Origin of the sequence: Methylovorus menthalis (assembly GCF_020523625.1) — a bacterium.
GTDB lineage: Bacteria > Pseudomonadota > Gammaproteobacteria > Burkholderiales > Methylophilaceae > Methylovorus > Methylovorus menthalis.
Genome location: NZ_JAJAQH010000004.1, coordinates 20,874 through 44,793 on the forward strand (window position 1 = coordinate 20,874; position 23,920 = coordinate 44,793).

24 protein-coding genes and 1 tRNA gene are annotated in these 23,920 nt (G+C 55.4%); 19 read left to right on the forward strand and 6 right to left on the reverse strand.

Going from position 1 to position 23,920, the window contains the following annotated elements; genetic code table 11:
* The first annotated feature begins 159 nt into the window (after positions 1-159).
* Together LG204_RS04380 and LG204_RS04385 are read left to right on the forward strand one after the other, a co-directional pair.
* Positions 160-1,635, forward strand: coding sequence for a M17 family metallopeptidase (locus tag LG204_RS04380; RefSeq protein ID WP_230336134.1), 1,476 nt, complete (start codon positions 160-162; stop codon positions 1,633-1,635).
* A gap of 29 nt (positions 1,636-1,664) precedes the next feature.
* Positions 1,665-2,336, forward strand: coding sequence for a Crp/Fnr family transcriptional regulator (locus tag LG204_RS04385; RefSeq protein ID WP_230336135.1), 672 nt, complete (start codon positions 1,665-1,667; stop codon positions 2,334-2,336).
* Here LG204_RS04385 and LG204_RS04390 read toward each other — a convergent pair.
* The 6 genes from LG204_RS04390 to LG204_RS04415 all read right to left on the reverse strand — a co-directional run bounded on the left by LG204_RS04390 (position 2,298) and on the right by LG204_RS04415 (position 8,098).
* Positions 2,298-3,368, reverse strand: coding sequence for a pentapeptide repeat-containing protein (locus tag LG204_RS04390; protein WP_230336136.1), 1,071 nt, complete (start codon positions 3,366-3,368; stop codon positions 2,298-2,300). The two genes, LG204_RS04385 and LG204_RS04390, sit on opposite strands and share 39 nt — an antisense overlap.
* A gap of 222 nt (positions 3,369-3,590) precedes the next feature.
* Positions 3,591-5,297 (reverse strand): potassium channel family protein, encoded by a 1,707-nt coding sequence (locus LG204_RS04395; RefSeq protein WP_230336137.1) that lies wholly within the window; start codon positions 5,295-5,297, stop codon positions 3,591-3,593.
* 33 nt (positions 5,298-5,330) lie between these two features.
* Positions 5,331-5,705, reverse strand: a complete 375-nt coding sequence (locus tag LG204_RS04400; RefSeq protein WP_230336138.1) for a DUF6394 family protein — start codon at positions 5,703-5,705, stop codon at positions 5,331-5,333.
* 75 nt (positions 5,706-5,780) lie between these two features.
* Positions 5,781-6,767, reverse strand: coding sequence for a CYTH domain-containing protein (locus LG204_RS04405; RefSeq protein WP_230336139.1), 987 nt, complete (start codon positions 6,765-6,767; stop codon positions 5,781-5,783).
* Positions 6,757-7,392 carry a ParA family protein gene (locus tag LG204_RS04410; protein WP_230336140.1) on the reverse strand — a complete coding sequence of 212 codons (636 nt, stop codon included), beginning with the start codon at positions 7,390-7,392 and terminating at the stop codon, positions 6,757-6,759. Before LG204_RS04410 ends, LG204_RS04405 begins: the two co-directional genes overlap by 11 nt.
* A gap of 253 nt (positions 7,393-7,645) precedes the next feature.
* On the reverse strand, positions 7,646-8,098 hold the full coding sequence (locus LG204_RS04415) for a SixA phosphatase family protein (protein WP_230336141.1): 453 nt from the start codon (positions 8,096-8,098) through the stop codon (positions 7,646-7,648).
* Between the two features lie 119 nt (positions 8,099-8,217).
* On the opposite strand from LG204_RS04415, the gene LG204_RS04420 reads away from it, so the two are divergent.
* From LG204_RS04420 to nuoL, 17 genes are all read left to right on the forward strand, one after another.
* The gene (locus tag LG204_RS04420; protein WP_230336142.1) at positions 8,218-9,144 is read left to right on the forward strand and encodes a hypothetical protein; all 927 of its coding nucleotides are present in this window, start codon (positions 8,218-8,220) and stop codon (positions 9,142-9,144) included.
* A complete protein-coding gene (recJ, locus tag LG204_RS04425) occupies positions 9,137-10,843 on the forward strand; it encodes a single-stranded-DNA-specific exonuclease RecJ (protein WP_230336143.1) in 1,707 nt (568 codons plus the stop codon). Before LG204_RS04420 ends, recJ begins: the two co-directional genes overlap by 8 nt.
* 49 nt (positions 10,844-10,892) lie before the next feature.
* The gene (tpiA, locus tag LG204_RS04430) at positions 10,893-11,648 is read left to right on the forward strand and encodes a triose-phosphate isomerase (protein ID WP_230336144.1); all 756 of its coding nucleotides are present in this window, start codon (positions 10,893-10,895) and stop codon (positions 11,646-11,648) included.
* Positions 11,649-11,698: 50 nt separating this feature from the next.
* Entirely contained in the window at positions 11,699-12,049 is a 351-nt protein-coding gene (gene secG / locus LG204_RS04435; protein WP_015829528.1) for a preprotein translocase subunit SecG, read from the forward strand.
* Positions 12,050-12,078: 29 nt separating this feature from the next.
* Positions 12,079-12,163, forward strand: a tRNA-Leu gene (locus LG204_RS04440).
* Between the two features lie 55 nt (positions 12,164-12,218).
* On the forward strand, positions 12,219-12,575 hold the full coding sequence (locus LG204_RS04445) for an NADH-quinone oxidoreductase subunit A (RefSeq protein WP_015829529.1): 357 nt from the start codon (positions 12,219-12,221) through the stop codon (positions 12,573-12,575).
* Positions 12,576-12,708: 133 nt separating this feature from the next.
* On the forward strand, positions 12,709-13,185 hold the full coding sequence (locus LG204_RS04450; protein ID WP_013441505.1) for a NuoB/complex I 20 kDa subunit family protein: 477 nt from the start codon (positions 12,709-12,711) through the stop codon (positions 13,183-13,185).
* A 4-nt stretch (positions 13,186-13,189) separates the two neighbouring features.
* Positions 13,190-13,783: an NADH-quinone oxidoreductase subunit C gene (locus LG204_RS04455; protein ID WP_230336145.1), complete on the forward strand. Its 594-nt coding sequence runs from the start codon at positions 13,190-13,192 to the stop codon at positions 13,781-13,783.
* Positions 13,776-15,029, forward strand: a complete 1,254-nt coding sequence (locus LG204_RS04460) for an NADH-quinone oxidoreductase subunit D (RefSeq protein WP_230336146.1) — start codon at positions 13,776-13,778, stop codon at positions 15,027-15,029. Before LG204_RS04455 ends, LG204_RS04460 begins: the two co-directional genes overlap by 8 nt.
* A complete protein-coding gene (gene nuoE / locus LG204_RS04465) occupies positions 15,029-15,502 on the forward strand; it encodes an NADH-quinone oxidoreductase subunit NuoE (protein WP_230336147.1) in 474 nt (157 codons plus the stop codon). The genes LG204_RS04460 and nuoE overlap by 1 nt, the downstream gene beginning before the upstream one ends.
* Positions 15,502-16,821, forward strand: a complete 1,320-nt coding sequence (gene nuoF, locus LG204_RS04470; protein ID WP_230336148.1) for an NADH-quinone oxidoreductase subunit NuoF — start codon at positions 15,502-15,504, stop codon at positions 16,819-16,821. The genes nuoE and nuoF overlap by 1 nt, the downstream gene beginning before the upstream one ends.
* 118 nt (positions 16,822-16,939) lie before the next feature.
* Positions 16,940-19,324, forward strand: coding sequence for an NADH-quinone oxidoreductase subunit NuoG (gene nuoG / locus LG204_RS04475; protein WP_230336149.1), 2,385 nt, complete (start codon positions 16,940-16,942; stop codon positions 19,322-19,324).
* Complete coding sequence (nuoH, locus tag LG204_RS04480) at positions 19,321-20,352, forward strand: NADH-quinone oxidoreductase subunit NuoH (RefSeq protein WP_230336150.1); 1,032 nt, start codon at positions 19,321-19,323, stop codon at positions 20,350-20,352. Before nuoG ends, nuoH begins: the two co-directional genes overlap by 4 nt.
* Before the next feature lie 7 nt (positions 20,353-20,359).
* Positions 20,360-20,851 carry an NADH-quinone oxidoreductase subunit NuoI gene (nuoI, locus tag LG204_RS04485; protein WP_230336151.1) on the forward strand — a complete coding sequence of 164 codons (492 nt, stop codon included), beginning with the start codon at positions 20,360-20,362 and terminating at the stop codon, positions 20,849-20,851.
* A gap of 69 nt (positions 20,852-20,920) precedes the next feature.
* Positions 20,921-21,562 (forward strand): NADH-quinone oxidoreductase subunit J, encoded by a 642-nt coding sequence (locus LG204_RS04490; protein ID WP_230336152.1) that lies wholly within the window; start codon positions 20,921-20,923, stop codon positions 21,560-21,562.
* Positions 21,562-21,867, forward strand: a complete 306-nt coding sequence (nuoK, locus tag LG204_RS04495; protein WP_013441515.1) for an NADH-quinone oxidoreductase subunit NuoK — start codon at positions 21,562-21,564, stop codon at positions 21,865-21,867. Before LG204_RS04490 ends, nuoK begins: the two co-directional genes overlap by 1 nt.
* Before the next feature lie 14 nt (positions 21,868-21,881).
* Entirely contained in the window at positions 21,882-23,918 is a 2,037-nt protein-coding gene (nuoL, locus tag LG204_RS04500) for an NADH-quinone oxidoreductase subunit L (RefSeq protein WP_230336153.1), read from the forward strand.
* Positions 23,919-23,920 lie beyond the last annotated feature (2 nt).

A 23,920-nucleotide genomic window follows, 5' to 3' on the forward strand; every position in this document is an offset into this window, starting at 1 on the left:
GCCGAGGCAGTTTTTGACTGACTGACTTAAGGCGATATATTGGCTTTTTTGACTATTTTGGTCAAGTTAAGCATCTCCAGTAGATTTAAAACTTCTGCTGCTAAGTGCCCGCAAAATCTGAAAAATTTGTAACAAACTGTATACATTCCAAGAGGGTTTATGGCTATCCAATTAAAGCAAAATGCGGCATATGCTGATGCCAGCCAGCTAAACAACGCGACGCATATCCTGTTTGTACTCCCCGCCAAGCGGCCGCAGCATATCCCCCATGCATCGGTGCTGGATGCCAGAATGAAACGCCAGCGTAGTCAATATGCCGAACTCGCCAAATCCCCCTTGACCGCAGATTTGCCAGAAGGCGCCAAGGCAAGCTGGGTTGTGCTTGAGCAAAAGCAATCTGTGTTCCAGCGTCACACCTTGCTGCGCAAAGCGGTCAAGCCGCTGCTGGATGAGTCGCCCGCGCAATTGGTGATCGCGGTATATGGTGACGCGGAAGAGGCCGCGCAGGCAGCAGCAGAGGCGCTGTATGTCACTGAGGTGAATGCAGCGGTGTTGCCTACCCGCAAATCCAAGCCAAAAAAACATGCGCTCAAGACGGTTCATTTGTACGGACACAAGCGTGCCGACGGCTTTGCCACGGTGCGTGCGCGTGCCCAGGGCAATATTCTGGTGCGCCAGCTTACCGTATTGCCGCCGAATGAACTGACGCCCGCCCTCTACCGGGACCGTATCGCCGAGCTGGCAGCCAAGCATGGCTGGGACCATGAGAGCTTTGACATGAAGAAGCTCAGCAAAATGGGCGCCGGGGCATTTGTGGCCGTGGGCCAGGGCTCGGACCCGCTAGACGCAGCCATTGTGCATCTGCGCTATAAACCCAAGCATGCCAAAAAGCGCATCTCGCTGGTGGGCAAAGGTATCTGTTTTGATACCGGTGGCCATAATCTCAAGCCCGCTCGCTACATGAATGGCATGCATGAAGACATGAATGGCTCCGCCGTGGTGCTGGGGACGCTGCTTGCCGCTACCGAGGCAGGCTTGCCCGTGGAAATTGATGCCTGGCTTGCCATTGCGCAAAACCACATTGGCCCGCGAGCTTATAAACAGAATGACGTCATTACCGCGCTCAACGGTACCACTATCGAGATTGTGCATACCGATGCCGAGGGCCGCATGGTGCTGGCAGACACGCTTACTTTGGCTTCACGCCAGAAGCCGGACCTGATGATCGACTTTGCCACCCTGACCGGCAGCATGGTGACGGCTGTGGGTAACCGCTACAGCGGTGTGCTGGGCAATCGCCCCGACATGCTGTGCCATGCGGTGGCGGCGGGGAATGAGGCGGGCGAGCGCGTGTGTGCATTCCCGTTTGATGCGGATTACGAGGAAGATCTGGATAGTGATATTGCCGATATCAAGCAATGCACGCTGGATTCGGACGCCGACCATATCATTGCGGCGCGTTTTCTCTCACGCTTTATCGAGGGCGATATTCCCTGGATGCATGTAGACCTCGCTGCCGTGAACCGCAAGGGTGGGCTGGGCGCCGTTGCCACCGATACCACCGGTTTCGGGGTTGGTTTTACCCTTAATGTAATAGCTTCTTTATATGGCATCCAAGGTGTGAGCAAGGCCTGACGCCATCAGTCAATATTCACGGGGGAGCGATGCCACAAATTAAGCCCATAACGGATCTGGAGTGGTTGGTACAGTTTCCCGCGCTGACGGCACTGGAGCCCGAGGCGCGGAGCTTGCTGCTGAAACATGCGAAGATGGTGGAAGCTCCCATCGGCACGATAGGCTATGAAGAGGGCACGCCGTGTCATGCTTATGTGCTGAGGTTGGCTGGCCAGTCGCGCGTATACAAACTATCCAGTAGCGGCCGTGAAATTTTGCTCTATCGCGTCACCGGCGGCGAAACCTGCGTGCTGACCACCACCTGTCTGTTGGGCTCCAGCGATTATCCGGCATCCACTATTGTAGAAGAGCCGATACGCGACATTCTGGTGCCTGCCGCTGCCTTTCATGAAATGATGCTGGAGTCGCGGGTATTCCGCCGTTTTGTCATGGAAAACTATGGCGCCTTGATCAGTGACCTGATTGTGCTGCTGGACGAAGTGGCCTTTCACAGCCTGGATGCCAGGCTCGCGAAGCTGCTGCTGGATGAGCCCGGCGACCAGGTCCGCCGTACGCATCAGCAGCTTGCCGATGAACTGGGTACCGCCCGTGAGGTGGTCAGCCGCCAGCTCAAGCGCTTCGAGATGAAGGGCTGGCTGGCGTTGGGGCGAGGGCAGCTGGAGTTACTGGACCGTGCGGCCCTGAAGCGTATGACCCAATAAGCATCGGCTATTGGTGGCCGTTTGCGCGGCGCTGGACTTGCTCGCGACAGGCAGTGCGCAGTCCACGCATTTCCCTTTGGCGATGTCATACCCGTCAATCGCTTCCAGCCCGCTGACCTTGGTCATGATGGTGCCATCCAGAATAGCTTCTTTCATATTGGCACCGCTGATATCGGCTCCGGTCAGGTCAGCCTTGCTCAGGTCGGCCCTGAACAAATCGGTATTGCGCAAGTTGGCACCCCGGAAATTGGCGAACTGAAAATTCGAGCGATTGATGTCTGCCCCTTCAAAATCGGTATCGGCAAAATTGCCGCCCACCGCGTCAAAACGCATGGCGCCCATGGGCTGATTGCCAATATCCAGGCCAAAGCGGCCGTGGGTGATATGGGCCTCGCTCATGTCTACATTGCCTAGCGTGCCTATCATGCGTGCATTCTCAAGATTGGCGTTCTTGAAATTCGTCTTGTCGAAAATGGCCTGGAAGATGCTCGCATTTTTCAAATTGGCGCCGCTGAGGTTGGTTTTTTCCAGTCGCGCCAGATTCAGATAAGCCCCTTCGAGATTTGCGCCGCTCAAGTCTGCTCCGCGCAGATAAGCCCCGAAGAAGCTGGTGTTCTGCATATTGCAATGCCGCAGGTCCATGCCATCCAGTTCCAGATAACCAGCATCCCGATTGGATAAATCGCAATGTGCACTTTTGATCTGGTTAATGGCGTCATCCTGGCTGATTTCCCCCCGCTCCTGCATGACTTCCTTGTCTTTGGCTGGTGATGGGGCAGCCTGTGTTTCATAAAAGGCATTCGCTTTGCGCAACATGGCGTCCGGATTTGCCATAAAAGCGTCTTTCCCCTCTTGATTGCTGAAGCAGTAGGTTTTGCCTTTGAAGATTGTCTGGATGCTGCAATCGGTATTGACGACGGCGCCCTGAGCAAGGCCATTGGTGCATTGATTGCCAAACTCGCCCGCCAGGGCAGGTGTGCCAATCAGAGATAAGGCCAGCAGGCTAAAGCTGTGCAAGAAGTGTCTGTTCATTTCCATTTCCATCTCCATTGTTGGTTGCCCCATGCCACCTGGGTGGCCATGAGTTGCATTATGTTTTTTATATGAGGATCGGTTGATCCGTCACCGAGTATCGGCTTGAGGTGGAGATTGCACAGTAACTTCAGTCACATAGGGCAAACAATGTGAGCCTGGATCACTCAGGGAGTGAAGGCGTTGAGGAGTGGCGGCCTGGTAGCCCAGAGTGCGTGAGATTTAAGGCGCGCTTGTTTGTGCCGATTTGCGCCGTTTGATCTGCCGCCACAACCAGCTGTCGGCCAATTGCTGGTCATGCAGCATGTAACGCATGGTTTTGAAATCACCCAGGGCGTAGGTGGTGGTGCTCTTGGCGTTGTCATGCCCGCAAAACAGGATGCGGTCGCCACGTTCCAATACGGTATCTGCTTCTGGCAATAGCAGGGGCTGATTCCGCCGCAGTATCATCAGCGGCACAATCGGCAGGGTTGCGGCGCGATCATTGGGGTTGCGCAGGATGTCGGCCAGCGTAATGGGCTCATGCGCCAGCATGTGAAACAGGGCTGGCGTGTTTTCGTTGGTGATGCTGATGGCCCAGGTTTCCGGGACATTTTCGCCGACGGTTTCCACTAGGCGCTGGATCAGGCTGTTTGCCCAGGCATTACTTTGCAGCCTTACTAGACTCAGGAATTGCGCCAGCAGTGGCGAAATCATGTTGGCCAGGCATTCATGCGCAATGATGTCGCTGGGCTCCATGGTGATATCTGCCTTGAAGTGCTCGAACAGCGCGGCGTTGAAACGCTTGTTCTTGCGCAATACCACAAACAGATCCGGGTTCATTTCCCGCGCGGTCATCACAATAGACAGGTTGTTGATGTCGTCATTGGTACCCGCCACGATACCGACCGCTTCATGCACGCCCGCCTGTTGCAGTGTCTCTTTCTCGGTGCCATTGCCCACGATACATTCCTTGCAGCCGGTGCGTTCCGGGTCAGCCTCAATGATGGTGGTAACGATGTGCTCCAGCTCCAGATTCTGCACGACCGAACGGCCAAAGCGGCCATAGCCGCAAACGATCCATTTGCCGATGGGCGGACAAATCGGCGACTTCAGGCTTTCCCCAGGCACCCCGGTTAACCATTCATGCAGCAGGTAAGTGCCGATGGCGTGCACTTCCATCGCCAGATGGTCACCGAAAATCGTGTAAGGGTTGATGATGTGGTCGGTGCCAAACGATGCCATGTTGGAAGCCGTTTGCTCGGTTTCAGCACGCCCAAGCACACGTAGTTCCGGGCTGATCAGCTTCACCGCTACGGCAATGGCGAGATTGGCATGGTCATCATCGGTGAGTGCGGCTACGCCTTGGCACATCGGGTTTTTCAGCCCGGCACGCAACAGGGTTTCAGGTAGCTTGGCATCTGCGCACAAATTGGGGATATCAAACTGGTAGTCTTCCAGCTCCAGTTCATTGATGCGCTCTTGCTCCATTTCGATCACCACCACGCGCACTTCATTCTTATCCAGCGCGCGCACCAGCAGGCTGCCGGTTTCACCATAGCCGCAGACGATATAAAACGGCTCCAGCAGGTGGTGCACCTCGCGGGCAAAGCGTGAGGTGGTAAAGGCCTGGCGCAGGCCCGGGTCCTGGAACAGGGTAATGATCTTACCGATGGCATAAAACCAGGGGATCACGGTGAGGTAAATGGAAAACGACATCCACATGCGTTGTGCGGTGGAGTAGGGGAAAGGCACTTCGCCAAAGCCAATGGTGGTCGCGGTATAGCTGATGACGTAAAACGCTTCAAAAATGCTGAGCCGCCATGGATGACCATCCGGGTCTACGCCGGGCATGAGTGACATGCCAGCGACTGCGATGGTGTAGCTGACAATCACCGCGATGATAGGCAGGCGCATGCGCCTGAGAATCAGAAACAGGATGTTGTTCACGGCGCGGCGGCTTTACGGTTGACTTGCCTTGGCCTAGCGCTTGATCTGGATGGTTTCTGCAATCAGTAGCACAACCGAGGTGATGTTGGCGAGCAAGGCTCCACCCGACAGTGACACTACGCTGACAATCACGCTGGGGTCATCGCCCTGTGTGCCCGCTGCTGCCCAGAGGATGGCCGCGGCAATCAGTTGAAGATCCGCTACCAGGCTGGTGGCCAGGTGGATCGCGCCAATGTGCGTGCGGTCGCCGAACTTGAGTACGGTGGCAATCAGGTTTACCACAATCGCGATGTAAAGCTCATACGCGTGGTGATGGTGCGGGTTATCGATGTCGCCGATAAAAAAGCCGAAATTCAGCGTCAATGCCAACAGGATAAAAAAACCGAAAATGACTTTCTCGAGATTCATGGTATTCCCTTGTGCGGATGATGCTAAAAGCGGTTGCCCATTATGCAGAGCTTGCCAAGGCTGGACAAGCGTTGCCTATGCCAGTAACCACGCGCCGGTTTGCAGCAGCAGGCGCTGACAATGCTGGCTTTGCAGTCGTGTGTTTACTTGCTGCGGTAGTGCCTCTTCATCTGGCTGCATGGCCGCTATCGCATCCTGCAGCCAATGATATTCGGTCAGCAATGCAGCGGGGGTGCTCGTGTACGCCTGCAACGCATTGACCAGATATTGCAATGTGCTGCGGATCTCGGCGATGGCATGCTGCTGGAGTTCCGTGGCATCGGCTTCCAGCAGGGCTTGCTTGCTTTGCAGATGATGCAGACATGCCCAGGCCAGTTTGGTGAGGCCTTCTTTATCCAGCATGTCCGGCAATGTGGCTGGAGTCAACACTGAAAGCTCGGGCGGCAGTGTGCGGTAATGCCCATAACCGCGCTGCGCCTTGCTGATGTTTTCGATGGTGAGCGGAATGTCCGCTTGCAAGGCGAGCGCTAGCGAAAATACCTGTGCAGCATCGCCACTTTTCAGCTCGATTTCCACCTCGCTGATGGTTTCGCGGATATCGCTACCTACCTCCAGCTCGCCCAGATCAAGTGCCACTTCCAGCGCCGTGCCGTCCGGCATGCGTAACTGCCATTCGGTGCGCTCCACATCGGTAAGAAAGATAGGCTGCAAGGCATCGCGCAACGCACTGTCAGCAAAAATGGCGGCGAGTGCGGGTTCGGTGATTTTGCTGAAATCAGGGCTGCTGCCGTTGATGATGTCTTCCCACTCCATGCGCTGGTGGAGGCCGGCGACGGAGGAGCCTGCAGCTTTTACCGCCTGAAACCAGCCGCCCGACATGCTGCGCACGCGCAGACTGATCTCGGCATTCAGCAAACCCAGCTCGGGTGTGTCGAAGTAGGTGCTGATGAGCTGGCGTGTAAGCGGGCCATGCTCCAGCCCGTGTTTGAGTGCAGGGTGATTGAACAGGAAGGGGGCATCCGCCGCGTCTATGCGCAGCTTCAGTTCTATTTCATTTGGCATTGCGGTCTGCGTTCACCAGCCAGTGCAGCAAAGGAGCCCATTGCTGCAAGTCGCGAGCGACCTGCGATGGGCGAATGTCAAACAGGCTGGCGCCTTGCTCGGCGACCAGGGCGTAAATCTGGGCGTCCCGGAGATTACCCATGACGGGAAAGCCGCTTTTGTCCAGGTAGCGCTGCAAATTCGCTGCCGAGCGGGTCCGGCTGTCGATGCGCATGCCGACGACGGCCACAAAAGTACGCTCTTTGCGCACAGCTTTTTCTTCGCGCAGGGTTTCAAGGAATTCCTGGCTGGCGCCGATATCGAACGCCGATGGCTGGATAGGCACAATCACCCAGTCGGCTGTTTTCACAGCTTCGGTGAGCTTGTCACCGCGCAGGCCAGCGGGGGAGTCGATGATGGTCCAGTCTGCGCTCAGGCTGTCTGCATGTTTGCCGCGACCATCCATGCCATGGATCAAAGGCAATTGACTAGGTCTGCGCTCCAGCCATTGCAGGGAGGATTGCTGCCTGTCCATGTCGGATAGCACCACATGGCGTCCGCGACTGGCAAAGTACCCGGCGAGATTAGTGGCCAGCGTGGTTTTTCCACTGCCTCCCTTGGGGTTGGCGATCAGTACAGTTCTCAAATTCAGTCTTCCTTGTTTGCCGGAATGGTATGCCAGCCAGTTGCTGGTAACGTTATTCTGCGAGGCATTTTTTCTTGTATCTGTATGTGTTTGAGCGCTTAAAATTTTATAGGCGTGTATGTATACAGTGGCGAATTTTCTCGCTGACTTCTTTGCGCTTAAATTTCTGTGTACTTAAATCTTCGCACTCATGACGGCATGCGGCGCCATGGATATTCCGATGATCAGACCTGTCATCACCGTATAAAATTTCTTAAAGATAGTCCGGTGAAATAACCGCGCGCAGTATGGTCTGGTCTTCATGGGCACGCTGGCGATTGCTCAGCCACCAGATATTGCCTTTCTTTACGCACCAGTATTGAATCTTTCCGCTCATGGCCAGCGCGGCGGCCATGCCCAGCGAGGGTTGATGCCCGACGACCAGCACTGCGCCCTGAGCCTTGGGCCAGCCGGCGGCTTGCAATACATCATGCGGAGCTGCACCGGGAGCGAGGGCGTCGACTGTTGTGAAATCCATCCCCAGTGCCAGCGCAGTTTGCTGGGTACGCGTCGCGGGGCTCACGATAATGCGGGTGGCGGGCGGCAGATGCTTGCGCAGCCATTCTCCCATGGCAGCAGCCTGCTTTTTCCCATTGGCCGTGAGGGCGCGCGTGATGTCAGGTGAGGTGTCGTCTGCTTCGGCATGACGCCATAAAATGAGATCCATATAGCGTATCATTCTGTTAAGTTGAATATATCTTAGCGCCTGCACGGCGTATAACAAAGTGACATCTAAGTGAACCTGAATTGAATCTCCAGATTTTCCTGAAAACACCGCACGCCTTAATGGCCATGAGTCCCGCCGTGACGGCGACCTTTGAGCGTCTTCTGGCGGTAGGTCGACGCGAGTTCCTGGCGACGACCATTGATGAAATGTTATGCAGCAGCGCCGGGCTTGCCAGGCAGCGAGACTGGCCGTTGGCGTCACTGGCCGCGCTGGCTGACGGCCTTTCGCTGTCGACTGAGTATGTATTGTTTGCCCAGCCCGTGCATCTGCAACTGCAGCGCGACACTTTTTCGATTGCAGGGCCTGAGGGCTTGCCGCTGCAAAAAACAGAGGCCGATGCCTTGCTGGCCTTATTGAACCAGCATTTTGCGGAGCAGGGGCTGATGTTTGTGCAGAGCCCGTATTGCGCTCACCGCTGGTATTTGCAGGTGCAAACACAGCCTAACATTCAAACAACCCCGGTTGATGTGGCGATGGGGCGTGACATTCGCAACCTGATGCCCCAGGGGCGAGATGCTGCTTTCTGGAATGCCTTTTTGAATGAAGTGCAGATGTTGCTATTTGAGCATCCGCTTAACCAGGCGCGCGAGGCCCGAGGCGAGTTGCCAGTGAGCGGGGTGTGGGTGTATGGCGGCGGCGTCTTGCCATCTGAAGCTACCGGCGTCTTGCCGCTGCTCTTTACAGAGGATCCTGTGGTGCGTGGTCTGGCTGTCTTGCATGTCGGCGAATGCCATGAGGTGCCGCAGGAGATGCATGAAGTGCTGCGATACGAAGCGAAGCATGCCTGGCTTGCTCCGGTTGAATCAGCAGCCGCGGTGGTCAATGGGTTGCCCACACTATGGCAGGCGCTGCGTCGCGGGGGGGTAAGTCAGCTGGAGCTGAATATCGCCATTGGGGATAGGGTATTGCAGTGTCGCGTGGGTAAATGGGATACCTATCAATTCTGGCGTAAATCCAGACCGTGGACGGAGGTGCTTGGTGGTTAATATTGTGAGACGCGAGCTTGATGAGTCTGCGGCTGCCACGCTGGTAGCCAGTGGCTTGTCGCCATTGCTGGCGCAGCTGCTGGCGGCACGCGGAGTTAAAACGCCGGGGCAGCTTGAGGCGTCGCTCGCGGGGCTGATTCCTCCCGATCGTCTGACCAATAACACCCGCATGGCAGCTTTGCTGGCAGATGCGATTGTTGCAAAGCGCTCATTGCTGGTGGTGGGCGATTATGATGCGGACGGGGCCACCGCCACCGCCGTGATGGTGCGTGGGCTGCGCATGCTGGGCGCGGTGGTTGATTTTCTGGTGCCTAACCGCTTTGAATATGGCTATGGCCTGACGCCTGAAATTGTGGAGCTTGCTGCGCAGTCCAAGCCGGACTTCATCATTACCGTTGATAATGGCATTGCCAGCGTAGATGGGGTCGCGCGTGCTAATGCACTGGGCATGTCCGTGCTGGTGACTGATCACCATTTGCCAGGCGACCATATGCCGGCAGCGGCCTGTATTGTGAATCCCAATCAGCATGGCTGCGACTTCCCCAGCAAGCACCTCGCTGGCGTGGGCGTCGCGTTTTATGTGATGCTGGGCTTGCGTGCCGAGATGCGGGCGAGAGGGTTGTTTGAGGGCAAGGCTGAGCCGAATTTGACCAGCCTGCTCGACTTGGTGGCCTTGGGCACGGTGGCTGATCTGGTCAAGCTGGATGACAACAATCGCATTCTGGTCGAGCAGGGGCTGCGCCGCATTCGTGCCGGGCAGTGCAGCCCAGGTATTTTGTGGCTGATGCGTCTGGCAGGCCGGGAGCCAGCCTCAAGTTGCGCGCAGGATCTTGGTTTCAGTGTGGGGCCGCGCCTCAATGCGGCAGGTCGTCTGGATGACATGACGCTGGGTATCAGCTGCCTCCTGGCCGAGGACGATCAATCAGCCCATGCCATGGCCCAGCAGCTGCATGCCCTCAACTATGAACGCCGCAGTATAGAAGCCGATATGCAGGAAAGCGCCTTGGCAGAACTGGATGGGCTGGATGCAGAAGGCCGCTATAGCCTGAGTCTGTATCAGCCGGATTGGCACCAGGGAGTTATTGGCATTCTGGCATCGCGCATCAAGGAGCGTTATCACCGTCCCGTGATCGCCTTTGCTCAAGCGGGCGATGGTGTACTCAAAGGCTCGGGTCGCTCGATTCCCGGGCTGCATCTGCGCGATGCGCTGGATTTAGTGTCCAAGCACGAGCCTGATCTGATACTAAAGTTTGGCGGACACGCCATGGCAGCCGGGCTCAGTATTCGCGAGGATGACATGGAGCGCTTCCGGCTGGGCTTTGAGTCGGTGGTGGCAGGGCTGCTGACTCCTGCCGATCTTGAGTCCATTATTGAGGTTGATGGAGCGCTCGCCCTGGATGACATGCACTGGGATGTAGCGGTTGCCCTGCAACGCCAGGTATGGGGGCAGGGATTTCCTCCTCCCATGTTTTGCGACGAGTTTGAGGTGGTGGCGCAACGTATTGTCGGTGGCAAGCATCTCAAACTCACTTTATCGACCCGTGGAAGAGCCGTGGATGCGATATTTTTCCGGCAGGAAGAGTTTTTGCCGCAGTATGTAACGGCGGTGTACGAATTGCAGACCAATGCCTTTAATGGCGCTCGTAATGTTCAGTTGCTGATCAAGCACTGGCAGCCTGTGCCGGCGCAGTCAAATTGACTGCCAAGCAGGCTGCACGTTACCATTCGGAAAATTTTTAGGTATTCATATGCGTCGTAAGCTGGTGGTCGCTAATTGGAAAATGCACGGCGACCTTGCGCAAAACAAGGTGCTGTTTGAAGCATTCAGGCAGCGGCTTGATCATTTGACCTCGGCCGATTTTGCGGTCTGTGTTCCATACCCCTATCTATTCCAGGCGCAGCAGGCGTTGCAGGGCAGCCATATTGCCTGGGGTGCCCAGAATGTCGCTAAACATGAAGTCGGCGCATATACCGGGGAAGTCAGTGCCCGCATGCTCAAGGACTTTGGTGCCAGCTATGTGATTGTGGGGCATTCCGAACGCAGCACCGCCTATTGCGAAAGTGATGAGAATATTGCCGCCAAGTTTGTGGTGGCGCGCAAATCTGGCATCACGCCTGTGCTGTGCCTGGGCGAGACTCTAGCCGAGCGTGAGTCCGGCCTGTGTCATCAAGTGATCGCCAGCCAGATTGATGCTGTGCTGAAGACCGTGGGTGCAGGGGTATTTGCGCATGCGGTTGTTTCATACGAGCCCGTGTGGGCCATCGGCACGGGTTTATCTGCAACGCCGGAACAAGCACAGCAGGTGCACGCGTTTATCCGTGATAGAATCGCCGCGCTGGATGTGCATGCGGCAGAAACCGTAAGAATTCTGTATGGGGGTAGCGTAAATCCCCTAAATGCGTCACAATTATTCGTTATGCCGGATATAGACGGCGGTTTGATTGGCAGATGTTCATTGAATGCCAACGATTTTGAGGAAATTTGTCGCGCTGCTTGTCAGTAGATTTGATAAAATCAAACTAAAGCTGACTTAAGCAGTGGATTTGAGAGAACATGGAAACTTTAGTATCAATTGTGCACGTATTGGCTGCACTCGGTGTTATCGGATTGGTATTGCTTCAGCACGGCAAAGGTGCTGATATGGGCGCCGCTTTTGGTAGTGGTGCTTCCGGCAGTCTGTTCGGTGTTAGCGGATCCTCCAACTTCATGAGTCGTGCCACGGCTGTTTTTGTGGCCATCTTTTTTGCTACCAGCTTGACCCTGGCTTATATGTCGAGCCATCGCACTCAAGGTTCAAGCGTCGTCAAGCTCCCAACGAATTCTGTTGTCGCACCTGGCAAAGCAAGCGAAAGCGCGCCAGCCAAACCTGCTGAATCCTCACCAGCAAAGGATGTGCCGCAGTAATAGTTGTACTGGCTTTAGCAGCCAGACTTGCCGTCGTGGTGGAATTGGTAGACACGCTATCTTGAGGGGGTAGTGTCGAAAGACGTATGAGTTCGAGTCTCATCGACGGCACCAATAATTAAAATACTCAATCACAATTATGTGCATTGCGTTAAATTGGGGCGTGAACATGCTGGAAAACTACTTTCCTATATTACTGTTCATCATCGTCGGCTTAGCCGTCGGTATAGCCCCTATTGTCCTTGGCAAAGTGGTGGCCCCAAGCCGCCCTGACGCCGAAAAAAACTCTCCGTATGAATGCGGCTTTGAAGCTTTCGAAGACGCTCGCATGAAATTCGACGTTCGTTACTATCTCGTCGCTATCCTCTTTATCCTGTTCGATCTTGAAATCGCTTTCCTCTTTCCTTGGGCCGTGGTGCTGCAGGAGATTGGTCTTTTCGGTTTTATTGCCATGCTGGTTTTCCTGGGAATTCTGGTAGTGGGTTTCGTCTACGAATGGATGAAGGGGGCGCTCGAGTGGGAATAAACCTCCATCGCTGTCCTGGTGATGTGCCGTTGGCGGCGCACTCTCAGTCTGCCGCCTTACTACCCATTACGCATATTGTTATCGCTCTGCTACCTGCTTTGTGGCAAGTAGATGCCGAATACGGGGTCTCTGCATGAGTATTGAAGGTGTACTGGAAAAAGGATTTGTCACGACCACGCTGGATACGGTCATCAATTACACGCGCACGGGTTCGCTGTGGCCGATGACGTTTGGTCTGGCGTGCTGTGCGGTGGAAATGATGCACGCAGGTGCATCGCGGTATGACCTGGATCGTTTTGGCATCGTGTTTCGCCCCAGTCCGCGCCAATCCGATGTGATGATCGTCGCTGGCACGCTGGTTAATAAAATGGCCCCTGCGCTGCGCAAGGTGTATGACCAGATGGCCGAGCCGCGCTGGGTCATTTCCATGGGTTCCTGTGCCAATGGCGGCGGCTACTACCATTACTCGTATGCTGTGGTGCGTGGCTGTGACCGTATCGTTCCTGTCGATGTCTACGTGCCAGGGTGTCCGCCGACAGCCGAGGCGCTGCTCTACGGCATCATTCAGTTGCAAAACAAGATCAAGCGTACCAACACTATCGCCAGGTGAACACATGACCCGTCTGCAACAACTTATCGCCAATATCGAGTCGGCGCTTGGAGACAAGCTGGGTCGTCTGGTAAGCAACGTCGGCGAGGTGACGATAGAGTGTTCCGTTGCCAATATGCTGGATGTCTGCCTTGTCCTGCGTGATCACCCCTCGCTCAAGTTTGAACAGTTGATCGATCTTTGCGGTGTCGATTATGCGGAGTATGGTGAGGGCAGCTGGACCGGGCTGCGTTTTGCCACGGTCTATCATTTTCTTTCCATCAGCCTGAACCAGCGTGTGCGTTTGCGCGTATTTGCGGCGGATGATGATTTCCCCGTTCTGCCAACGCTGGTGGACATGTGGCCGGTAGCCAACTGGTTTGAGCGCGAGTCGTTCGACCTCTACGGCATCATGTATGAAGGCCATCCTGATTTGCGCCGACTGCTGACTGACTACGGCTTTGTAGGCCATCCTTTCCGCAAGGATTTCCCGATGATAGGCAATGTGGAAATGCGCTACGACCCTGAGCAGCAGCGCGTGATCTATCAGCCGGTGACGATTGATCCCCGCAACAATGTGCCGCGTGTTATCCGTGACGAGGGCTTCCATCATGGCTGAAATCCGTAACTACACCATGAACTTTGGTCCCCAGCACCCGGCTGCACACGGCGTGCTACGACTGGTGCTGGAGCTGGATGGCGAAGTCATCCAGCGGGCGGACCCGCATATCGGCCTGTTGCATCGTGCTACTGAAAAGTTGGCCGAGAATCGTACCTATCTGCAATCCGTGCCTTATATGGATCGTCTCGACTACGTCTCGATGATGGCGAACGAGCATGCCTATGTGATGGCGATTGAAAAGCTGCTTGGGCTCGAAGTTCCCATCCGCGCGCAATACATCCGCGTGATGTTCGATGAAATTACTCGCGTGCTGAACCACCTGCTTTGGCTGGGTGCGCATGCACTCGACGTCGGCGCAATGACGGTATTCCTGTACGCATTCCGCGAGCGCGAAGATCTGTTTGACTGTTATGAAGCCGTCTCCGGCGCCCGCATGCACGCTGCTTACTACCGTCCTGGTGGTGTTTATCGTGATTTGCCGGCCCGTATGCCGCAATACGAAAGCTCCGCGGTTCGTGCCAAGGATGAAATCAAGCGCCTCAATGAAAATCGCCAGGGTTCCCTGCTCGATTTTATTGAGGACTTTACCAACCGCTTCCCGGGGTATGTGGACGAGTATGAAACCCTGCTGACCGATAATCGTATCTGGAAGCAACGTACCGTCGGCATAGGTGTGGTGACGCCGGAGCGTGCACTGGCATTGGGCCTGTCTGGTCCCATGTTGCGCGGTTCCGGTTTTGCATGGGATTTACGCAAGAAACAGCCCTACGAAGTCTACGATAAGATGGATTTCGATATCCCGGTGGGGGTGAATGGCGACTGCTATGACCGCTATCTGGTGCGTATCGAAGAAATGCGTCAATCCAACCGCATCATCAAGCAATGCATAGAATGGCTGCGCAAAAATCCTGGCCCGGTGATTACTGACAATCACAAGGTGGCACCGCCTGCTCGTGAAGGCATGAAGCAGGACATGGAGTCTCTGATCCACCACTTCAAGCTCTTTACCGAAGGCTTTCATGTGCCAGCCGGGGAAGCCTATGCGGCGGTGGAGCACCCCAAGGGGGAGTTTGGCATTTATCTGATTTCGGATGGGGCCAACAAGCCTTACCGTTTGAAAATTCGTGCGCCTGGTTTTCCGCATCTGGCAGCGCTGGATGAAATGACGCGCGGCCATATGATTGCCGACCTGGTGGCCATTATCGGTACACAGGATATCGTTTTCGGGGAGATTGATCGCTAATGTTGTCTCAGGAATCCCTCGCCAAGATTGATCGCGAATTGACCAAATACCCGGCTGACCATCGTCAGGCAGCCGTCATGTCCGCCTTGCGCATTGCCCAGGACGAAAAGGGCTGGTTATCAAAAGATACGGTGGCCTTTGTGGCTGAGTATCTGGGTATCCCGCCGATAGCTGCCCTTGAGGTAGCCAGTTTCTACAATATGTATGAGCTGGAGCCAGTGGGTCAGTACAAGATCACCGTCTGTACCAATATTTCCTGCATGCTGCGTGACTCCGATGTCATTGTTGACCATTTGCAAGAACGCCTCGGTATTGGGTTCAACGAAACCACACCTGATGGCAAATTCACTCTCAAAGAGGGCGAATGCATGGGCTGCTGCGGCGGTGCACCTTTGTTCCATATCAACAACAAGCGCATGTGTGAATTCCTGACCAAGGAAAAAGTGGATGCGATTCTGGAGGAGTTGAAGTAATGGCTGCTTTTGATACGCCTGTTCAACATCGCTCCGACAAAGAAGCCCTGGTCTGTCTGCGCACGCTTGGGCAGCCTGATCCCGCATCACTGCAAGCCTATCTTAATGTAGGCGGCTACAAGCAATTGCAACGCCTGGTGCAGGATAAGGTGAAAGCCACTGACGTCATCACCCAGGTCAAGCTCTCCGGTCTGCGCGGCCGTGGCGGTGCAGGGTTCCCCACTGGCCTCAAGTGGAGCTTTATGCCTCGTTATTACGATGGCACCAAATACCTGGTATGCAATACTGATGAAGGCGAGCCTGGTACCTTCAAGGACCGCGACATCATCCGCTACAACCCGCACCAGCTGATCGAGGGTATGGCCATCGCTGCCTATACGCTGGGTGCACGTGTGGGCTACAACTACATTCACGGTGAAATCTGGCAAGACTACGAGATCTTCGAGCGGGCGCTGGATGAAGCGCGTGCTGCCGGATTCATCGGTGAAAACCTGTTTAACACCACTTTCAGTTTTGATCTTTACGCCGTGCATGGTTATGGTGCTTACATCTGCGGCGAAGAAACCGCACTGATCGAGTCCATCGAAGGCAAGAAGGGCCAGCCGCGTTTCAAACCGCCATTCCCAGCCAGTTACGGCGTGTTCGGCAAGCCGACCAATGTCAACAATACCGAGTCCTACACTTCGATTCCCTGGATACTGGAACATGGCGGCGATGCTTTCCAGGCGCTGGGCGTGCCAAACTCAGGCGGTACCAAGCTGTTTTCGGTGTCGGGCCATGTTGAGCGTCCAGGCAATTACGAGGTGCGCATGGGCATGCCGTTTACCGAACTGCTCGATATCGCGGGCGGCGTATGGAAAGGCCGTCAGCTGAAGGCCGTGATTCCTGGCGGCCCATCAACGGCCGTCATGCCCGCTGCGGCCATCATGGGCGCGACCATGGATTACGATGGCTTGTCCAAGGCAGGTTCAAGCCTGGGTGCTGGCTCCATGATCGTGATGGATGAAACCACCTGCATGGTGAAAACGCTGAAGCGTCTCTCGTATTTCTTCTATGAAGAATCCTGCGGTCAATGTACGCCCTGCCGCGAGGGTACAGGCTGGCTTTACCGCGTGGTGAAACGTATTGTGGAGGGCGAAGGGCGCATGGGCGATCTTGATCTCCTGACCGATGTGAGCAGCAATATCTCCGGCCGCACGATTTGCGCGCTGGGCGATGCCGCTGCCACGCCGGTGCTCAGTTTCATCAAGCATTTCCGTCCCGAATTCGAATATTACATTCAGCATGGCAAGTCCATGGTGACGGGCAAGGCGGAGTGATGGTCATGACCACGTACACACGCGATTTCAATACTGATGAAGCAAGCCAGATGGCGTTCTTGTGTGTGTCCGGGGTTGTACATAGCTTTTCAGTGTTAGGCTTTTCAAGGTTAGTACCATGCTGAATATAGAGATAGACGGCAAAGCCGTAGAAGTCGATCACGGCACCACGATCATCGATGCAGCGGACAAGCTTGGCATTGCCATTCCGCGTTTCTGCTATCACAAAAAACTCTCCGTAGCCGCCAATTGCCGCATGTGCCTGGTGCAGGTCGAGAAGTTTGCAAAGCCTCTGCCTGCCTGTGCAACGCCAGTTGCCGATGGCATGAAAATTTTCACCCGCTCCAAAGCCGCCGTGGAAGCGCAGAAAAGTGTCATGGAGTTCCTGCTGATCAATCACCCGCTGGATTGCCCGATTTGCGATCAGGGCGGTGAGTGTGACCTGCAGGATATCGCCGTTGCCTACGGCGCCCCCGCTTCGCGCTATGCCGAAGAAAAGCGGGTAGTACTTAACAAGAATATCGGCCCATTGGTCTCCACCGACATGACGCGCTGCATTCAGTGCACGCGCTGTGTTCGCTTCTTGAAAGAAGTCGGCGGCATGATGGAACTGGGTATGGTCGGCCGTGGTGAGCATGCCGAAATTACGGCGTATGTGGACAAGAGTGTCAATTCCGAACTTTCCGGCAATATCATTGATTTGTGCCCCGTGGGCGCACTTACCAGCAAGCCATTCCGCTACAAAGCCCGTACCTGGGAACTGACCCGCCGTCCTTCCATCGCGCCGCATGATGGTCTGGGTTCGCAGATCGAAGTGCATATCAAGGATGGCAAAGTGCTGCGCGTATTGCCGCGCGAAAAAGAAAGCATCAATGAATGCTGGCTGTCTGACCGTGACCGTTTTTCCTATGAAGGCCTGAACAGCCCAGACCGTCTGACCGTGCCCATGATCAAGCATCATGGCGAGTGGCATGAAACCGACTGGAAGACCGCGCTGGAATTTGCCGCGGGTCAGCTGAAAGATATCACCAGTGCCGAAGGCGGCGAACAGCTGGGCGTGCTGGTTTCGCCCAACAGCACCATGGAAGAAGCCTATCTCGCCAAAGAGATTGCGCATGGCCTGGGCTCGGACAATCTTGATTACCGCCTGCGCCAGACCGACTTCCGCCTGGACGGCAAGCGCATGGGTACGCCGTGGATGGGCTGCAATATTCCTGATCTGCAAGAGATGGATCGCATACTGGTCATTGGCAGCAATCTGCGCAACGAGCACCCGCTGCTGGCAAACCGTATTCGTAAAGCGGTGGCACTGGGCGCCGAGCTGTCGCTGGTTAATCCGATGGATGATGATCAGCTGATGGCGGTGAAACACAAGGCGATCTGTACCCCGAACGATATGGTCAACGTGCTGGCGCAGATACTGAAAGCCATGTCCGGCTTGCAACGCCTGTCGCTGTGTTTGCCAAAGTCACTCAATGATCTGCTGGAAACAGTCCGTGTGTGGGAGAACTCGCAAGCCATGGCAGAAAGCCTGGCTGGGCTGGGCAAGGAAGTCGATCTGGTCAGCCCGCGCACGGGTATTTTCCTAGGCAATATTGCGCAAAGTCATCCTCGCTTTACCGAGCTTTATAGTCTGGCCGAAGCGATTGCATCGCTCTGCGGCGCCACATTTGGCATCCTGTCGCCAGCAGCCAATAGCACCGGTGCCCATCTGGTTGGCGCTTTGCCCGGCGAACATGGCCTGAATGCTAAAGCCATGCTGAAGTCGCCTCGCAAGGCTTACCTGCTGGTGAATGTAGAGCCTGAGCTGGATTGCCATCATGCTGCCCAGGCTCGCCAGGCCATTGCGGAAGCCGAGTGTGTGATCGCACTGACAGCATACAAATCCGAGGCGCTGGAGCATGCGGATGTGCTGCTGCCGATCGCGCCATTTACCGAGACATCGGGTACCTACATGAGCATGGAAGGGCGCGTGCAAAGCTTTACCGCAGTGACCAAGCCATTGGGCGAGTGTCGTCCCGGCTGGAAGATATTGCGCGTGCTGGGGAATACCCTGGGCTTGTCCGGGTTCGATTTCGATAGCAGTGAGCAGGTTAAAAACGCGATTTTTGGCGGCCAGAAACCGTCTACTGTGGTCTGGAACTCGCTCAATAACAATCTGCGCGAGCTGATCGAGATTCAGGTCAAGATCAAATCCAATGTCTTGCAGCGCCTGGGCGAAGTGCCGCAGTTCCAGTCCGATGCCATTGTGCGTCGCTCACCGCCCTTGCAGAAAACCCGTGCTGTGCAGGCTCCAGTAGCCGCCATGCATAGCCAACTGCTCACAGAGCTGGGCCTTGATGATGGTGAAATGGTCACCGTGAAGCAAGGCGTAGCGAGCGTTCTACTTAAAGCCAAGCGCGATGATGGCCTGCCACATGGGGTGGTGCGCGTTCCCACGGCGATGCCAGTGACCAGCCTGCTGGGTGATCTCATGGGCGAAATTGAGGTGACACGCGCATGATAGCTTTTATGCAAAACCTGTTGGGTCCGGCGTGGCCTGTGGTCTGGACGCTGATCAAGATTATCGCCATCGTGGCGCCTATCATGGGCGCTGTGGCTTACTTGACCCTGGCTGAGCGCAAGGTGATTGGCTTCATGCAGGTACGCATAGGGCCCAACCGTGTGGGCTATTTTGGCCTGTTGCAGCCAATTGCCGATGGCCTGAAGCTGCTGATGAAGGAAATTATCATTCCTTCGGCGGCCAATAAAACCCTGTTCCTGCTGGGGCCTGTGCTGGCGATTGCGCCTGCGCTGGCGGCCTGGGCCGTGGTGCCGTTTGATGTCGACATGATCCTGGCCGATATTGACGCCGGCTTGCTGTATATCCTCGCCATGACTTCAGTTGCCGTATATGGCGTGATCATCGCGGGTTGGGCATCCAACTCAAAGTATGCCTTCCTTGGCTCGTTGCGCTCGGCAGCACAGATTGTTTCTTACGAAATTGCCATGGGCTTTGCGCTGGTGGGCGTGCTGATGTGTGCCGGCAGCCTGAATCTGGGAAAGATCGTGGTCGCGCAGGCGGGCGGTTTCTGGCAATGGTACTGGTTGCCCTTGTTCCCCTTGTTTATCGTTTACTTTATCAGTGCGGTAGCGGAAACCAATCGCGCGCCGTTTGATGTGGCGGAAGGCGAGTCGGAAATTGTCGCGGGCTTCCATGTGGAATATTCGGGCATGGCGTTTGCCGTGTTCTTCCTGGCGGAATACGCCAACATGATACTGGTCTGCATGCTGGCGGCCATCATGTTCCTGGGCGGCTGGCAGCCTCTGCTGGATGTCGCACCATTCAACATGATCCCAGGGTTCCTGTGGCTGATCATCAAGGTTGCCTTCCTGTTGTTCTTCTTTCTTTGGTTTCGGGCTACTTTCCCGCGTTATCGCTATGACCAGATCATGCGACTGGGCTGGAAGGTGTTTATTCCTATCACGCTTGTTTGGATCATCGTGGTTGGCGGTCTGATGCAGACCCCGCTGGCCTATCTGTTCCACTGAGACCATTATGCTAGCCAAGATCAAAACTGTATTATCAAGCCTGATGCTGGTAGAGCTGCTGAAGGGGATGGCGCTTACCGGACGCTACTTCTTTGCACGCAAGATCACCATTCAATTCCCTGAAGAGCGTACGCCCATGAGCCCACGCTTCCGTGGTCTGCATGCCTTGCGTCGTTACCCGAATGGCGAAGAACGCTGCATTGCCTGCAAGCTGTGCGAAGCCGTTTGCCCGGCCATGGCGATCACCATTGAGTCCGAACAGCGTGAAGACAACACGCGTCGCACCACCCGCTACGATATTGACCTGACCAAGTGCATTTTCTGCGGCTTCTGCGAAGAGTCATGCCCGGTCGACTCTATCGTGGAAACGCGGATTTTTGATTACCACGGCGAGAAGCGCGGCGACTTGATGTATACCAAGCCCATGTTGCTGGCGGTGGGCGATAAATATGAAACCCAGATTGCGGCGGATCGCAGTGCGGACGCCAAATATCGCTAATTTAGCGTGCTAATAAACATGAGCGACGGATTCGAATAACCATGCGCCTAAATCAACTGAGCTGACTAGATGAATTTCAACGACTACGTATTCTATGTCCTGGCGGCTATCCTGCTGTTTGCCGGCCTGCGCGTCATTACCTCACGCAATCCGGTGCTGGCTGCCTTGCATCTGGTGCTGGCCTTTTTTACTGCCGCCGGTATCTGGCTGTTGCTGGAGGCCGAGTTTCTGGCGATTGCGCTGGTGCTGGTTTACGTGGGCGCGGTGATGGTGCTGTTTCTGTTTGTGGTGATGATGCTGGATATCAATCTCGACAAGTTGCGCGAAGGCTTCTGGGAAGCCCTGCCGATTGCCTTGCCGGTGGGTATTCTCATGACGCTGGAAATGGTCATGATCCTTGGTTCCAAGCACTTCGGTGTAGACCGTGTTGCCGCCCCGCCGCCACATCCCGCTGGTTACAGCAACACCGCCGAGCTTGGGCGCCAGCTGTATACCGATTACCTGCTGCCTTTTGAGCTGGCCTCCGTTGTCTTGCTGGTAGCGATTGTGGCAGCGATTGCGCTGACCCTGCGCGATCGCAAGGATTCGAAATTCATTGATCCGGCCGAGCAGGTCAAGGTCAAGCGTGCAGACCGAATCCGCATGGTGAGCATGCCTGCTGATGTGGAAATCCCGGCAGCTGCCGAGACCGAAGGAAAGGACAAGGCGTAATGGTCGGACTCTCGCATTACCTCATACTGGGTTCATTGTTGTTTGCCATCAGCGTGGTCGGCATTTTCCTAAACCGCAAAAACGTCATCGTGCTGTTGATGGCGATTGAGCTCATGCTGCTGGCGGTTAACCTCAACTTTATTGCCTTCTCGCATTATCTGCAGGATACGGCTGGCCAGGTGTTCGTGTTCTTCATTCTGACGGTGGCGGCAGCTGAGTCTGCCATTGGCCTCGCTATTCTGGTGGTGCTGTTCAGAAACCTGAAAACCATCAACGTCGATGACATCAACAGTCTCAAGGGTTAAGCGGAAAATAACAAATGACTGACATGCAAACCATCTATCTGCTGATTCCGCTCTTGCCACTTGTGGCGGCGACCATTGTGGGCCTGTTTGGCCGCATGCTGCCGCGCGCTGCTGCACATTGGCTCACCATTGCCGGTGTGGCGGGTGCCTTTGCGCTCTCAGTGGTGGTGTTCAATGATGTGTTGCAGGGCAGGGTGTTCAACGGCACGGTCTACACTTGGCTGACCAGTGGCGATACCAGCTTTGAAGTCGGTTTCCTGATTGACCGGCTGACGGCCGTCATGATGCTGGTGGTGACGTTTGTTTCGCTGATGGTTCACGTCTACACCATAGGCTACATGGCCGAAGATCCTGGCTATAGCCGCTTCTTCAGTTACATCTCGCTGTTTACCTTCTCCATGCTGATGCTGGTGATGAGCAACAACTTCATGCAGCTTTTCTTCGGCTGGGAGGCGGTGGGCCTGGTGTCCTATCTGCTGATTGGTTTCTGGTATACGCGCCCGACCGCCATCTACGCCAATCTCAAGGCTTTCCTGGTTAACCGCGTGGGCGATTTCGGCTTCCTGCTCGGCATTGCCATGGTGCTTTATTTCTTTGGCAGCCTGGATTACGCCGCCGTGTTCTCCATCGCACCGCAGTTTGCCGATGCCACGGTCAGCATCATCCCCAATACCGAATGGTCCTTGCTGACGGTGATTTGCATCCTGCTATTCATCGGAGCCATGGGTAAATCGGCACAGGTGCCATTGCATGTGTGGCTGCCAGACTCCATGGAAGGTCCGACCCCGATTTCCGCCCTGATCCATGCGGCCACGATGGTAACCGCCGGTATTTTCATGGTGGCGCGTATGTCGCCCCTGTTTGAAATGTCGACGACAGCTTTATCCACTGTGATGGTGATCGGCGCGATTACTGCCTTGTTCATGGGCTTTCTGGGCATTATCCAGAACGACATCAAGCGCGTGGTGGCATATTCCACACTGTCACAGCTGGGCTACATGACGGTGGCGCTGGGCGCATCAGCCTACTCGGTTGCCATCTTCCACCTGATGACCCATGCCTTCTTCAAGGCCTTGCTGTTCCTGGCCGCGGGTTCTGTGATCATGGGTATGCACCACGATCAGGACATCCGCAATATGGGGGGCCTGCGCAAATACATGAAGATTACTTGGATTACCTCGCTGATTGGCTCCCTGGCGCTGATCGGCACGCCATTGCTGTCCGGCTTCTATTCCAAGGATTCGATTATCGAAGCGGTCAAACTGTCGCATATCCCCGGCAGTGGCTTTGCCTACTTTGCCGTGCTGGCTGGTGTGTTTGTGACCGCGTTTTACTCCTTCCGCATGTATTTCCTGGTGTTCCATGGCAAGGAGCGCTGGATGGAAAAAACAGCGCACGCGCATGACCACCATGATGCACATGCCGATGATGATCATGATCACGACGAGCACCATCACGGCCTTGGCCCGCATGACAAACCGCACGAGTCACCCTGGGTGGTGACCCTGCCCTTGATCGCGCTGGCGATCCCATCGCTGGTCATCGGTTATATCGCCATTGGCCCCATGCTGTACGGGCATTTCTTTGATGGCGTGATCTTTGTGGATACCGAAGCGCATCCCGTCATGCACGAGCTGGCACATCATTTCCATGGCGCAGGTGCCATGGCGCTGCATGCCCTGACCAGCCTGCCCTTCATTTTTGCCCTGGCGGGTGTGGTGTTGTCCTGGTTCTTCTACATGAAGCGGCCAGATATCCCTGCGGCTATCCAGAAGCGTTGCGGCTGGCTGTATCGCCTGATGGAAAACAAATATGGCTTTGATACCTTCAATGAGAAGGTGTTTGCCGGTGGCTCGCGCTTCCTGGGCGGCAAGCTCTGGGGCATAGGCGACGTCAAATTGATCGATGGCTATCTGGTCAATGGCACGGCCCGCCTGATTGGTCGCATTTCCGGCATTATCCGGCACTTGCAGTCCGGCCTGATCTATCACTACGCCTTTGCCATGATCATCGGCGTGTTCCTGTTACTGTCCTTGTTCATGAAAGTATAAGC